This window comes from Alcaligenes sp. DN25 (genome assembly GCF_023674485.1).
Taxonomy (GTDB): Bacteria; Pseudomonadota; Gammaproteobacteria; order Burkholderiales; family Burkholderiaceae_B; genus Alcaligenes; species Alcaligenes phenolicus.
Genome location: NZ_CP098408.1, coordinates 3,589,437 through 3,603,072, shown reverse-complemented (window position 1 = coordinate 3,603,072; position 13,636 = coordinate 3,589,437). Strand labels below are relative to the sequence as shown.

General features: G+C 57.0%; 15 protein-coding genes. 7 read left to right on the top strand and 8 right to left on the bottom strand.

Annotated elements, in window-relative coordinates:
• Positions 1-33 precede the first annotated feature (33 nt).
• The 8 genes from hprK to NBV64_RS16635 form a co-directional block, all read right to left on the bottom strand.
• On the bottom strand, positions 34-960 hold the full coding sequence (hprK, locus tag NBV64_RS16670; protein WP_009458650.1) for an HPr(Ser) kinase/phosphatase: 927 nt from the start codon (positions 958-960) through the stop codon (positions 34-36).
• The gene (locus tag NBV64_RS16665) at positions 932-1,432 is read right to left on the bottom strand and encodes a PTS sugar transporter subunit IIA (protein WP_051316301.1); all 501 of its coding nucleotides are present in this window, start codon (positions 1,430-1,432) and stop codon (positions 932-934) included. The genes hprK and NBV64_RS16665 overlap by 29 nt, the downstream gene beginning before the upstream one ends.
• Before the next feature lie 154 nt (positions 1,433-1,586).
• Entirely contained in the window at positions 1,587-1,913 is a 327-nt protein-coding gene (gene hpf / locus NBV64_RS16660) for a ribosome hibernation-promoting factor, HPF/YfiA family (RefSeq protein WP_009458652.1), read from the bottom strand.
• Positions 1,914-2,102: 189 nt separating this feature from the next.
• Complete coding sequence (lptB, locus tag NBV64_RS16655; RefSeq protein WP_009458653.1) at positions 2,103-2,894, bottom strand: LPS export ABC transporter ATP-binding protein; 792 nt, start codon at positions 2,892-2,894, stop codon at positions 2,103-2,105.
• Between the two features lie 18 nt (positions 2,895-2,912).
• The gene (gene lptA / locus NBV64_RS16650) at positions 2,913-3,563 is read right to left on the bottom strand and encodes a lipopolysaccharide transport periplasmic protein LptA (protein WP_021447173.1); all 651 of its coding nucleotides are present in this window, start codon (positions 3,561-3,563) and stop codon (positions 2,913-2,915) included.
• The gene (gene lptC / locus NBV64_RS16645; RefSeq protein ID WP_009458655.1) at positions 3,560-4,180 is read right to left on the bottom strand and encodes an LPS export ABC transporter periplasmic protein LptC; all 621 of its coding nucleotides are present in this window, start codon (positions 4,178-4,180) and stop codon (positions 3,560-3,562) included. The genes lptA and lptC overlap by 4 nt, the downstream gene beginning before the upstream one ends.
• 2 nt (positions 4,181-4,182) lie before the next feature.
• On the bottom strand, positions 4,183-4,788 hold the full coding sequence (locus NBV64_RS16640) for a KdsC family phosphatase (protein WP_250756174.1): 606 nt from the start codon (positions 4,786-4,788) through the stop codon (positions 4,183-4,185).
• 2 nt (positions 4,789-4,790) lie between these two features.
• Positions 4,791-5,780, bottom strand: a complete 990-nt coding sequence (locus NBV64_RS16635) for a KpsF/GutQ family sugar-phosphate isomerase (RefSeq protein WP_250756173.1) — start codon at positions 5,778-5,780, stop codon at positions 4,791-4,793.
• 157 nt (positions 5,781-5,937) lie between these two features.
• On the opposite strand from NBV64_RS16635, the gene NBV64_RS16630 reads away from it, so the two are divergent.
• The 7 genes from NBV64_RS16630 (at position 5,938) to NBV64_RS16600 (ending at position 13,516) form a co-directional block, all read left to right on the top strand.
• A complete protein-coding gene (locus tag NBV64_RS16630; protein ID WP_026483763.1) occupies positions 5,938-6,504 on the top strand; it encodes a GbsR/MarR family transcriptional regulator in 567 nt (188 codons plus the stop codon).
• Positions 6,497-8,080, top strand: a complete 1,584-nt coding sequence (locus NBV64_RS16625; protein ID WP_250756172.1) for a cytochrome ubiquinol oxidase subunit I — start codon at positions 6,497-6,499, stop codon at positions 8,078-8,080. Before NBV64_RS16630 ends, NBV64_RS16625 begins: the two co-directional genes overlap by 8 nt.
• A gap of 15 nt (positions 8,081-8,095) precedes the next feature.
• Complete coding sequence (gene cydB / locus NBV64_RS16620; RefSeq protein ID WP_021447171.1) at positions 8,096-9,247, top strand: cytochrome d ubiquinol oxidase subunit II; 1,152 nt, start codon at positions 8,096-8,098, stop codon at positions 9,245-9,247.
• 14 nt (positions 9,248-9,261) lie between these two features.
• Positions 9,262-9,402 carry a cytochrome bd-I oxidase subunit CydX gene (gene cydX, locus NBV64_RS16615; RefSeq protein ID WP_009458674.1) on the top strand — a complete coding sequence of 47 codons (141 nt, stop codon included), beginning with the start codon at positions 9,262-9,264 and terminating at the stop codon, positions 9,400-9,402.
• Complete coding sequence (cydD, locus tag NBV64_RS16610; protein ID WP_021447170.1) at positions 9,403-11,103, top strand: thiol reductant ABC exporter subunit CydD; 1,701 nt, start codon at positions 9,403-9,405, stop codon at positions 11,101-11,103.
• The gene (gene cydC, locus NBV64_RS16605) at positions 11,100-12,794 is read left to right on the top strand and encodes a thiol reductant ABC exporter subunit CydC (RefSeq protein WP_250756171.1); all 1,695 of its coding nucleotides are present in this window, start codon (positions 11,100-11,102) and stop codon (positions 12,792-12,794) included. Before cydD ends, cydC begins: the two co-directional genes overlap by 4 nt.
• 170 nt (positions 12,795-12,964) lie before the next feature.
• Positions 12,965-13,516 carry an adenine phosphoribosyltransferase gene (locus NBV64_RS16600; RefSeq protein ID WP_009458676.1) on the top strand — a complete coding sequence of 184 codons (552 nt, stop codon included), beginning with the start codon at positions 12,965-12,967 and terminating at the stop codon, positions 13,514-13,516.
• Positions 13,517-13,636 lie beyond the last annotated feature (120 nt).

Genomic DNA, 13,636 nt, shown 5'->3' with positions numbered 1-13,636 from the left:
AGGGCCGTTAAGTGCCAACCGGCCCTTGAGCGCCTAGTCGTCGCGACTATTCATGATAGCCAATGCCTGGCGCTCGATGAAGTCGCCCATGGTATCAATGCCGCGAAAGGCCAGAATGGTGTTGCGCACGGCGGCTTCCACCAGCACGGCCAAGTTCCGGCCTGCGGCCACTTGAAGCATCACGCGTTTGATGTCCACCCCCAGCACTTCCTGGGTCTGATCCTGCGTGGGCAGACGCTCGAAGCTGTCGGGGTTGGAACGAACCAGGTGCACAATTAGTTTAAGCTTCATTCTACGACGAACGGAGGTTTCGCCGAAAATGGTGCGAATGTCCAGCAGTCCCAGCCCGCGTACTTCCAGCAGGTTCTGCAGCAGAGGCGGGCATTGGCCGTCAATCATGTTGGGAGCCGTGCGGGACAGCTCAACCGCATCGTCTGCAACCAGCCCGTGTCCACGGGAGATCAGCTCCAGCGCCAGTTCACTTTTACCCAGACCAGATTCGCCGGTAATTAACACGCCCAGACCCAGCACATCCATGAACACGCCATGCATGGTGGTTTTGGGGGCCAGACGTTTGCCCAGGTAGATGCGCAGCAAATCGATAAGCTGGGCCGCATCGATAGGGGTGTAGAGCAGCGGCACCCCTTGGGTTTCGCAAAACTGGATCAGATCGTCGGGCGCAACGGCGTCGTTGGCAATGAACAGGGCAGGAACACCGCCTTGCCTGAGATCATCCAGATGATGCAGGCGACGTTTGACGTCAAAGCGGTTGTAAAAAGAGAGTTCTTCAGGGCCGAAAACCTGAATGCGGCCAGGGTGGATCAGGTTCAGGTGGCCGACCAAATCCGCGGCAGAGGCGCCAAGATCGGGGATGGGGCGTTGGGCAGCTTGTTTTCCGGCTGCCCAGCTTACCTCGAGCTTGTCATGATTATCATTGACCAGTTCTTGAACTGTCAGCATCGGGATGTTCCGCGTTGAGATCAGGGGTCTGGGTCAGGAGTTGGTGGATTTGAACAGGGTCCGTTTCCTGGGCCAGCGCCTGGCGGATGTCCTGATCGGCCATCAAACGGGCGATCTCGGCCAACAAGTCCAGGTGAATTTGAGTAGCCGTTTCGGGAACCAGCAAAAAGAACAGCAAGCTGGCGGTACGACCGTCGCTGGCATCAAAACGCACCGGTTCGGCCAAACGCATGAAAACGGCACAAGGCTCCTTCAAGTCCTTGATGCGGCCATGCGGGACGGCTACGTCGTGGCCAAGAGCAGTGGAGCCCAGACGCTCGCGAGCGATCAGGCTATGGAAAACGGCTGTCCGGGCAATGCCGTGATGGTTCTCGAAAATCAGTCCGGCTTGTTCAAAAGCGCGCTTCTTGCTGGTAACAGCAAGATCCAGAACCACGTTGGACAAAGGCAAAATACGCGACAAGAGATTCATGACGGCCATTATAGGGGGGAATGTTTTTTAGCTAAACATTTTTTGGATGGCTAACAACAGGCGGACACTGTGCCAAGAAACACAAAACCCCGAACTTCTGAAAGAACGGGGTTTGTCGGCAGGCGGCTATGCCTGCTGTAACAGTTCGGCGTGATCAGGCTGCCGGAACTTCGAGCCGCTTGGCGGGCTCATGCGCATGGCTGTTTGCCTTTTCCTTGTATTTCAGAATCTGGCGGTCGATCTTGTCGGCTAGCAGATCGATGGCGGCATACAAGTTTTCGTCTGAAGAGGCGCAGTGTATATCTTTGCCGGGGACACGGACGGTCACTTCGGCATTGTGCTTCAGGCGTTCAATGGAAAGCATAACCTGCGAGTCAACCACGTTGTCGAAGTGCTTTTCAATTCGACCAATTTTGCTTTTGACGTAGTCGCGAATGGCAGGAGTTATGTCAAGATTACGGCCAGTGATGTTAAGGCTCATATAGGCTCTCCGTAGTAGTCAAACAACATGTTTCAGAGGGGGGAATATCTTCGTGTTTAGCCTCCTTACTACTGATCTTGGATATTCCAGTATACCTATATGTTGGTCAGATAACATGACCTGGATCAATCTGCGGTGTGCAGGAAAACCCTTGCTCCGACAGGCCCCGTTACAGGGCCACAAGTCGGCTTACATTCGGAAGTTCGAGCCCAGGTAAACCTTGCGCACGGCTTCGTTATCGATGATCTCGGACGGGTGCCCGCTGGTCAGTACCGTGCCTTCGCTGATGATGTAGGCGCGGTCACAGATGCCCAGGGTTTCGCGCACGTTGTGGTCGGTAATCAGCACACCAATATTGCGGCCTTTCAGAAACTGTACGATGCGCTGGATTTCAATCACGGCGATCGGGTCCACCCCGGCAAAGGGCTCGTCAAGCAGAATGAAACGGGGGTTGCTGGCGAGCGCGCGGGCAATTTCTACGCGGCGGCGCTCGCCACCAGACAGGGATAGGGCGGTATTTTGACGAATGTGCGCAATTTGCAGCTCGCTGATCAAGGTTTCCAGGCGCTCGTTGATGTCGTTCTTGCTGATGCTGCGGCCGTTATCGTCCAGCTGCAGCTCCAATACGGCGCGGATGTTTTCTTCGACCGTCAGGCGGCGAAAGACGGAAGCATCCTGGGGCAGATAGGACAGGCCCAGCCGTGCCCGCTTGTGCATGGGCATGGCGGTAATGGGCGTGCCATCAATTTCAATACGGCCTGCATCGGCGGGCACAATGCCCACAATCATATAGAAGCTGGTGGTTTTACCAGCCCCGTTCGGGCCTAGCAGGCCCACCACTTCGCCGCTTTCCACATTCAAAGAAACATCCTGCACGACCGTACGTTTGCCGTAGGTCTTGCGCAGTCCCTGGGCAATCAGACTGCCTTTGGTCGAGTGGCTGGCGCGAGTAGGGGTAGACGGGTTGTTAGAAGCAACCATGATTCAAGGGGGTCCGGGCTATTTGCGGGGGGAGGACTTGCGTTGGCATTCGGCCAGAGCAGCATCGGCATTGGCGCGTGGGCGGGCCACAGAGCGGACCCGGCCATCACGTGTGGCGGAGTCCGAACCACCAAAGGCCTGGTACGTGCCATCTTTTTGGCGGTAGATAATGCGCTGGCCCTGGACAGAGTCCTGCAGCTTGCCGCAAACATAACGATTGACGACTGCCTTGCCAATCAGCTCGACCTCTTCGGTTTTGCCGTTGTAGATGGCTCGGACGCCTTCGGCGACCATCAGTTCAAACTTGGCCGGGTCTTCCTGACGAATAGTGACACGGGCGCGCTCGGTCACCGTTGCGGTGCCATGCTGGAAACCTTCCGCGTCCTGCTCGATGGCCAGTTGGTCAGCCATCAAGGTCATGGCGCCACGGGTCAGGATGATGTTGCCTTTGTAAATGGTCTGCTTGGCAATATCGTCGTAAGTCAGGGTATCGGACAGCACGGAGGTGTCCGGTTCGGCGGCAGCAGAGGCAGCCGCTTGGGCCAGAGCAGGGGCCGTAGGCAGCAAAGCCAGGCTGGCAGTGCTCAGGCACAGGGCCAGGGCACCACGCAAAAGGCTAAGAGAGAGCTTGGGCTTGTGGCCCAGGCGGGCGCTGTCAGGCGTGGTCATGGAGGGGAATCCTTAGAGCTATTGGAAGAACGCGCTTTTTGTGTTTGTTGGCCGGAGATTTTAACGTCGGATTCCGACATGACGTTCAATTGGCGAACGCGATTATCGTAACGCATCCCGGTACCGCGCATGGTGGATTGGCCGTTGACGACCAGGGCCGGTTCGTTGGTGTACACCACGTCCTCTTCGGGCAGGATGATCAGCACTTCGCTGCGCACGTCCATCGCCTCGTCATCAGGTGTGGCCTGGCGGTGAATATGGGCATTGCCTTTCATGGTGATGGTGTCCCCGCCTGCATTCATGTGTGCCGTATCGGAAGTGGCAATGGTCAGGGGCGAATCGGCCCTGTTGCTGACCGCGCGTGGGGAAGTAATGTCGTGCGAGTCGTCATCCGGGTAGTGATAGGCAATCTTGCCATCCAGGCGGCTGATGGCCATCCCGGTCTGGTCGGAGCTGATCATGGTGAAGTCGCGCGCCCAGGAGTCGGGTTCGTGGGTAATGCGGCGTGGCGGGTCAATGGCGACCGAGCTTTGGGTGTAATCGACCGCCCACAGCGTTGCCAGCACCAGCAAGGTCAGCAACAACAGGGAAATGACGGTGGGTAGACGGTCACGCATGATTACTGAATGACTCCCGTGGTCTTCAAAGGACCACCTGTAATAAAGGGCGCAAGGCGACCCTGGGAGGCCAGGATGGCATCACAGCATTCGCGCACTGCGCCGTGGCCGGCCGGCTGTGTGGCTACCCAGCTGGCAATTTGACTGATATAGAAGGGGGCACCAGGCACGCTGGCGGAAAAACCGACGCGCTGCATGGCGGGCAGGTCGATCAGATCGTCGCCCATATAACCAACTTCACTTAGGGACAGGCCGTTTTCCTGAGCCAGGTGGGTCAGGATGGCAATTTTGTCGCGTACGCCCTGGTAAACAAAAGGAATGCCCAGTTCGGCAGCGCGACGCGATACGATGCCGCTTTCGCGTCCGGTAATCAGGGCGACATGAATGCCGCTTTCGCCCAGCATGCGTAAACCGTGGCCGTCCAGAGCGTGAAAGCTCTTGAACTCCTCGCCGTTCGCGCTGTACCACAGGCGTCCGTCGGTCAGCACGCCGTCCACGTCAAACACCATCATGCGCAACTGACGTAATTGGGTGCGCACGTTCTCGGGCAGCTTGGCCAGAATTTGAGCTTCAGCGGGATGGAGCGGGATGGTGGGCGTATTCATCATGATCAGATTACCTTTGCAGCCAACAGGTCGTGCATGTGCAGAGCTCCCAATAGTAGCCCGTTTGTGTCCAATACCAGTATTTGGCTGATACGCAGGGCATCCATTTGCTCGGCTGCTTCGATGGCCAGGGCTTCGGCGGCAATGCTGCGTGGTTCGCGCGACATGCCCTCAGATACTGGCAGATTGCGTATATCGCCGGCACGAGCGATCAGGCGGCGCAGGTCGCCGTCGGTGAACATTCCAACGGGGTGGCCTTGTGCGTCCGTGACAATAGTCATGCCCATGCCTTTGCTGGACATTTCCATCAGTGCATCGGGAATCAGGGTCTCGGGGGAGACGATAGGCAGTTGTTCGCCGCTGCGCATGATGTCGCGCACAAACGTCAGTAGTTGACGGCCCAGTGCACCACCGGGGTGGGAGCGGGCGAAGTCTTCGCGGCTAAAGCCTCGAGCTTCCAGGCAGGCAACGGCCAGCGCATCACCTAATACCAAGGCGGCCGTGGTGCTGGCCGTGGGAGCCAGGTTGAGTGGGCAGGCCTCATGCTCTACATGGGCATCCAGATGCAGGTCGGCATTTTGGGCCAGTTCGGACTGGGCATTGCCGGTGATCGCAATCAGTTTGGCACCCATGCGGCGCAGCACAGTCAGCACCGTGACCAGTTCCTGGGCCTGTCCAGAGTAGGAAATGGCAATGACCACGTCCTGCTTGGTAATCATGCCCAGGTCGCCGTGCAAGGCTTCAGCAGCGTGCATGAAAAAAGCGGGAGTGCCGGTCGAGGCCAAGGTAGCCGCGATCTTGCGCGCCACGTGGCCGGACTTGCCTATGCCGGTCACCACCACACGGCCCTGACAGTGCACGAGCAGCTTGGTGGCTTCTACAAAACTTTGGTCCAGACGCCCGCCCAGCGCTTGTAACGCGTCAACTTCAATGGCGAAGGTGCGTTGTGCCGAGGACAGGATATGTGCGGGGTCTAAAAGTGCCGGTGTATTCATGGCGAAATTGTAAACGTGAAGTGTCTGCTTGGCATGTAGATTTGCAGGAGGCAAATTGTAAGGACAGATGGCCTTGGACCAGTGGCAAGCCGAATAGTTTAGGGTTAAGATACGTCTTGTTTTGTAATTTCAGTAATTACTGAAAATTCAGGAAGCCATGAATCTAGGACCACAGGCAGAGCGTTTTATTCTGCATTTTGGGGAGATGGGCGGGCGCTGGGGGGTCAACCGGACGGTGGGCCAGATCTATGCGCTGCTGTTCATTGCCCCCGAAGCCCTCCACGCCGACGAGATCGCTGAAACGCTAGGCATCTCCCGCTCCAATGTCAGTATGAGCTTGCGCGAGTTGCAGTCCTGGAGACTGGTCAACATGACGCACAAGATTGGCGAGCGCCGCGAATACTTTGAATCTCCCAAGGATGTATGGGATATTTTCCGTACTTTGGTGGAGGAAAAGCGTAAGCGCGAGATTGATCCCACATTGACCTTATTGCGAAGTATCCTAATGGAAGCGCCCGTCAATGACGAAGAGGCATATGGGCAGCAGCGCATTAATGAAATGCTGGAATTGATCGAGTTGGCTTGTGGTTGGTTTGACGAGGTTCATCACTTACCGCCCGAGACCCTGCAAAATCTGATGCGTTTAGGTAGCAAAGTTCAGAAAGTGCTGGGGTTCGCCGGGAAGATTCGCAAAGCTGATCAAACTGGGGATCGTCATGATTGATCTGGATGTTGTTACCTTGTCGCGGTTGCAATTTGCTTCCACCGCGATGTTCCACTTTTTATTTGTTCCCTTGACGCTGGGCCTGTCTTTTTTGCTGGCCATTATGGAAAGCGTCTATGTCATGACGGGCAAGGCCATCTGGCGCCGCATGACCAAGTTCTGGGGCGTACTCTTTGGCATTAACTTTGCCCTGGGTGTCGCAACCGGGATTGTGATGGAGTTTCAGTTCGGCATGAACTGGGCCTATTACAGTCACTATGTAGGCGATATTTTCGGAGCACCGCTAGCCATTGAAGGTTTGATGGCTTTTTTCCTGGAAGCAACCTTTGTCGGCCTGTTCTTTTTCGGCTGGGATCGCCTCTCCAAACTGGGACACCTGATTGTTACCTGGCTGGTTGCCATCGGTACCAACCTGTCGGCTCTGTGGATTCTGGTCGCTAACGGCTGGATGCAGAATCCGGTCGGTGCCATCTTCAACCCCCACACCATGCGTATGGAAATGACCGATTTTGCCGAGGTCATTCTCAATCCCGTTGCGCAAGCCAAAGTTGTTCATACCGTCAGTGCCGGCTATGTCCTGGGTGCCATGTTCGTGATGGGTATCAGTGCCTGGTACTTGCTGCGTGGTCGCCATATCGATCTGGCCAAGCGCTCGATGACGGTAGCGGCCAGTTTCGGCTTGGCAGCGTCCCTGTCCGTGGTGGTGCTGGGTGATGAAAGTGGTTACCTGACTACTGAACACCAGCAAATGAAGATCGCAGCCATGGAATCCATGTGGGAAACCGAGGAAGCCCCTGCCAGTTTCAATCTCTTGGCCTGGCCTGATCAGGAGGCCCGTGAAAACCGCTTTGCCGTGGAAATTCCATGGGTGATGGGTTTGATCGGTACACGCTCAGTCAGTACCCCCATGCTGGGCATTAATGAACTGGTCGAACATGCCAAGATTCGTATTGCCAATGGCTTGCGTGCTTACGAGGCACTGCAGCTGGTGCGCGCTGATGACAGCAATATCGAGGCCCGCCGCGTCTTTGACAATAACTGGAAAGACCTGGGCTATGCCTTGCTGCTCAAGCGTTATACGGACGACATTACCAAAGCCGATACCGAGACCATCGCCCAGGCTGCCTGGGATACGGTGCCACAGGTTGCGCCCCTGTTCTGGAGCTTCCGTGTGATGGTGGCGCTGGGGCTGTACTTCATCCTGTTCTTTGGCGTGGCTTTTGTGCTGGCATCGCGTGACCGTCTGCAACGTCACCCGCGCTTGCTTAAAGTAGCGGTCTGGAGCATTCCCCTGCCTTGGATTGCGATCGAATGTGGCTGGTTTGTGGCCGAGTTCGGACGTCAGCCCTGGGCGATTGAAGGTGTCTTGCCTACCTACTATGCGGCCTCTGGTCTGTCCTTTGTGGACTTGATGATCAGTATGACCATTTTCCTGTTGCTCTATACCACTTTGGCGGTGATTGGCATCAAGGTCATGCTGCACTCGGTGCGTAAAGGTCCGGACGAGGCTGGCGAGACCGCCACACCTTCCGCTTTGTCTTATGGTTCGCGCAACGCTCCGTTGCTGCGCGGTTAAGGAGGGGGAACCATCATGGAAAATTTGATTCTTCTCGATTACGACACCTTGCGCATCATCTGGTGGTTGCTGCTGGGCGTTTTGTTGGCGGCATTTGCCATCATGGACGGGGCCGACCTGGGTGTGGCTATGGTGTTGCCGCTGGTTGCTCGCACTGATGATGAGCGGCGTACGTTGTACAACGTGATTGGCCCGGTCTGGGAAGGTAACCAGGTTTGGTTGATCGTGGCCGGTGGTGTGGCCTTTGCAGCCTGGCCTTTGCTGTATGCCATGGCTTTCTCGGGCTTTTACCTGGCCATGATGCTGCTTTTGGTCGCCTTGATTGTTCGCCCGGTGGCCATCAAGTATCGCAGCAAGCTCAGCTCGTCGCGCTGGCGTCGTAACTGGGACGCGATCTGGACCGCCTCCGGCCTGGTTTGTGCTCTGGTGTTTGGTGTGGCCATTGGGAACGTCATGCTGGGCGTACCTTTCGGCTTTGACGAGACAACGCTGCGCCCCATGTACCAAGGCAACTTCTTCGGTCTATTCCAGCCCTTTGCCGTTCTGTGTGGCTTGCTCAGCGTCCTGATGCTGGCTTTCCAAGGTGCGGTGGTGGTTGCCTGGAAGGGCAGTGATCATGTGGCTCGTCGTGCGCGTGCCTGGGCCCTGCCGTTGGGCCTGCTGTCCATTGTGGCTTTTGCTGCCGGCGGCTGGTGGATCAGTGCCATGAATGGCTATAGCATGCCTTGGCCCGAGGCGGCCCACGCCATGTCCAACCCGATTGGCAAGACGGTCGATATGGTTGAAGGTGCCTGGTTGGCTAACTATCGTACCTGGCCTGCCTTGTGGGCAGCCCCCATTGTCGGTTTTGCGGGCTTGCTGTTCGGTGCCTTGCTGGCTGGTCGTGGTCGCGGCTTGTTGGCTCTGCTGTTCTCGTCCTTGGCACTGGCTGGCATCATCCTGACTTTTGGTTTTGCCGTCTTCCCATTCCTGCTGCCTTCGTCCTTGAACCCCGGTTCCAGCCTGACCCTGTTTGATGCCTCAGCCAGTCATCTGACCTTGTGGATCATGCTTTTGGTGACACTGGTGTTCTTGCCCATCATCGTGCTCTATACCTCCTGGGTATATAGCGTAATGCGTGGCAAGGTGTCGGTTGCCAGCATGAAAGATTCTTCTCATTCTTACTAAGGAGGCCAGCGCATATGTGGTACTTCTCTTGGGTTCTAGGTTTGGGTCTGGCCTGCGCATTCTCCATCCTGAATGCGATGTGGTTCGAGCTTCGTGAAAACACCGCTTTGCAGAGCGCAGCCGCCTCCAAGGCTAAAGCAGATATCGAGGTCTGATTGACACCGCAAAGTCCAACGGCGCAACAATGGCTGGGGCAATTCTCCAGCCGCGCCCGCACGGCTTTGCGGGCTTCCATGCTGGCCCCCGTGCTGGCCGGCGCTTTACTGATTCCCCAGGCCTGGTTGCTGGCAAAGATTGTGCAAGCAATTGTGGTCGATGGCTTGCCCTGGACAGGGCAGCTTTTCTCTATCCTGATGGTGGCCGCACTTTTGTTGCTGCGTGCCGCTATTTCCGCTTTTGGCGAGCGCCGTGCGCAAAAGGTTTCAGAACATCTGAAACAAGGACTGCGCTCCGAGCTGTTTGCCCGACTCTTCCGCAGTACGATGCCGCGTTTGCGGGCCAGCAATAGCGGCGAACTGTCCACCAGCTTGATCACGCAAATTGAAGCCCTGGATGGCTTTGTGACTCGCTATATCCCTTGCATGGCAGCGGCAGCCCTGGTTCCTTTGGCGCTAGTGCTGGCGGTCTTGCCGGTGGATGGCATTGTTTCCTTGATTCTCTTGTTGAGCACACCTTTGATTCCCCTGTTTATGGCCTTGGTGGGCTGGGGGGCGGAAGCGGCCAGCCGTGAACAACAACAAACAACGCTGCGACTGTCCGGCTTTTTCGCCGACCGGCTGCGCGGCATTTTTACCCTGAGCCTGATGGGGCGTGGGCAGGACGAGTTGCAGCGTGTGGAATTGGCCAGTCAGGAGCTGCGCACACGTACCATGAAAGTGCTGCGAATCGCATTTTTATCGTCGGCTGTGCTGGAGTTCTTCGCGGCATTGGGTGTGGCCGGGATAGCCGTCTACATTGGCTTGGGTTACCTGGGCTATCTGGGCGAGTCCTTCTCGGGCATTAGCCTGCAACAAGGCTTGTTCTGTTTGCTCCTGGCCCCCGAGGCCTACCAGCCCTTGCGCCAATTGGCCGCTAATTATCATGATCGGGCAGCGGCGCGTGCGGCTGCGGTGGAAGTCGACAGACTGTGGGCAAACTTGGGCCAGGATTTGATTCCTGCGGCTCCCACCAGCGCCGACAATGAAGCGGTTTTTCCCAACTTACCGGTACTGGTATTGCGTCATCTGCATTTGCCGCAGTTGGGCGGGCAGGGGACCTTGCTGGAAGTGCCCGGCCTGCAACTTTATATAGATCAGTCATACGCCTTGCTGGGGGCCAGCGGCTCCGGCAAGACCAGTCTGCTGGAAAGCCTGATTGGTTTGCGCCCCTTGGCGCAGGGTGAAATTTTGCTGCGCAACAGCGATACTGCCGGGCGTTTGCTGACGCGCCATGATGGCGTCGTACTGATTTCCCAGCAGGCCTTTTTAGCCATGGGGACCATTGCCGATGGCTTGCGTCTGGCAGCCCCACAAGCCAGTGATGAACAGCTGTGGCAAGCCTTGGAACAAGCCTGTGCAGCCGAATTTGTACGGGCCTTGCCCGATGGTTTGCAAACGGCGCTGGGCGAGGGTGGTTTTGGGCTTTCCGGTGGCCAGATTCAGCGTTTGGCACTGGCCCGCCTGTTTTTGACAGACCCGCATGTGGTCTTGCTGGACGAACCCAGCTCCCGCCTGGATGCGGCGACCCGGAATCGTGTCATGCGCAATATTCTTCGCTTCTGTCAGGGGCGTTGTCTGGTCGTGGCCACGCATGACCAGGAGCTGGCGGCCATGTGCTCGAACCAACTGCACATTGCCCAAGGAGTTCTGACGGCATGAAAGCGTGGTTTCGTCTTTTAGGTTCCAGCCTGCGCGCACGACGTGGGGCCGTATTGTTTACGGTTCTGCTGGCGATCAGCACGGTGGCCGCCGGTGTCGGCCTTTTGGGTGTGGCTGGTTGGTTTCTAAGTAGTGCTTTCCTGGCTACTTTGGGCATCGTGTTCAATCTGTTTGGCCCTTCGGCCATGATTCGTGGCCTGTCTTTTTGGCGTATCGCCTCCCGGTATCTGGAACGCGTCGTCGGCCATGCCCTGACGCTGGATCTGCAAGTACGTATTCGCAGCCTGGTTTTCGGACGCTTGAGCCGATTCAGTCAGTCTCGCTTGGCCCAGTTCCGAGATGGGGAGCTGGCTTCCAGTCTGACCTCTGACGTGGCTGTGCTGGATTTGGTGCTTTTGCTGATTTTGGTGCCGCTGACTACGGCTGTGGTGGCTGGTCTGGTGTTTAGCGCTGTGCTGCAAACCTGGCTGTCCTGGTGGGCCTGGCTGATTCTGGCTTGTTTGCTGATTGCCGCTTGTCTGATTCCGTATATTTGCGCCCGTGGCGCCAGCCGTGCAGCCCAGCAAGTCCATCAACTGGAAAACCGCCAGCGTGTTCTGGTGCATCAGGCCATCCGCGCCTATGCTGATATTCAGGTGTTTGCCGCTGCGGATGCCGTGCAGGAACAAGTGGACAAGCTGGGTCTGGAACTGGGGAAAGCCCGTTTGCGCAGTAATGGCTGGGGCATTGTCGGGCAGTTTTCCCAGCAGGTCTTGATGGGCGTGGCCTTGATGACCTGCCTGCTGGTTGGAGCGCAACAGGTCAATCTGCAAGCCATGAGCGGCCCCTTGTGGGTGGGGCTGGTGTTGGCTTTGCTGGGCTTGTTCGAGATCATGGCACCCATGATGCGCGGTGCGTCCCGCCTGGGAGAGGTTCAGGCCGCCAGTAATCGTTTGCTGACCATTCTGGACGAGCCCGAGGAAACCGCTCAGGCGCAAGGGCAGGCGATTGCGTTGGACAAGCCAGCCTGCCTGGAAATCAAAGATCTGAATTTTTCCTACGGTTCACAGCCCGTATTGGAGCAGTTGTCGCTGCAAGTCCAAGCTGGCGAGCACATTGCTATTTTTGGCCCCAGTGGTTCCGGCAAGTCCACCTTGCTGGGTGTGCTGATGCGCTTGTTGCCTGTTTCGGGAAAGCAGTATCTGGTTGAGGGTAAAGCAGCCCAGCATTGGAGCCGCGCCAGCTGGTTTGATCATTGCGCCTTGCTGGCACAGGACTCGCCGCTGTTTCTGGGTTCGGTGCGAGATAACCTTTTGCTGGCAGAACCGACAGCTTCAGAGCAACAAATCTGGCAGGCTCTTCACGATGCCCAGCTGGACAGTGTGGTACGCGATTTGCCCCAAGGGCTGGATACCTGGCTGGGCGAGGGCGGGCAGCAATTGTCCCTGGGGCAGCAGCGTCGCCTGTGTCTGGCGCGTGTACTGTTGTCGTCTGCCCATATCTGGTTTCTGGACGAACCTACGGCCAGTCTGGATGGCCCGACCAGTCAGGCCTTGATGCAGGATATTCTGGCCGCAGCGCGGGGGAAAACTGTGATTATGGCGACCCACGATACCCGTTTGCTGCCTTTGGTCGATAGCGTTTATCAGTTTGAGGCGGGGCGTTTGCAGTGTAAATCCGGCGCAGCAATAGATACTTTAGGACCAAACTAAAAGGACACTTCGGGTCAAGTCTGTAGCGTTTTTTACCCAGCCGCGTCGTATTAGTACAACTTACGGGCACAAGCCGGACGAGCCCTTGTTGCTGCTGCCCAATTGTGTACACTTGCAACGTATCCAAGTGCGCCCTTCGCGCCCGGATTTTCTGTTGTAGAAGCTTTGACATGCAAATTGATCCCACCCAGTACATCCGTCAAATCATTCGCAATGTGCCGGACTGGCCCAAGCCAGGGGTGACTTTCCGCGATATCACCACCGTTTTGCAGGACCCACGCTCCTTCCGCGTTCTGATTGACCTTTTTGTCTACCGTTACATGGGACAAAAGCTGGATCTGGTGGCGGGTGTGGATGCGCGTGGCTTTATCGTGGGCTCGGTTCTGGCTTACGAGCTGAACCTGGGTTTTGTGCCTGTGCGCAAGAAAGGCAAGCTGCCTTTCAATACCGTGGCCGAAGAGTACTCCCTGGAATATGGCAATGCCAGCGTCGAGATGCACACGGACTCCGTGCGCCCCGGCCAGCGTGTCCTGCTGATTGACGACCTGATCGCTACTGGCGGTACTTTGCTGGCGGCGGCTCGTTTGCTGCAGCGCCTGGGTGCCAACGTGGTGGAAGCCGCCGCGATTATTGATCTGCCTGAACTGGGTGGATCCAAGGCCGTGACAGATTCCGGCTTGTCGGTTTACACCGTATGTAGCTTTAACGAATCTGACCGCTAATTGCCAGAACCGGCGTATTGCCGGTTCGGCTTTGTAGCCTGAATCCCTGCCATGCCCGGAGCATCGCAGGGATTTTTCATGTCTGTCTGCTGGAGAGCGGGACTGGGGTACTGCCAGCCC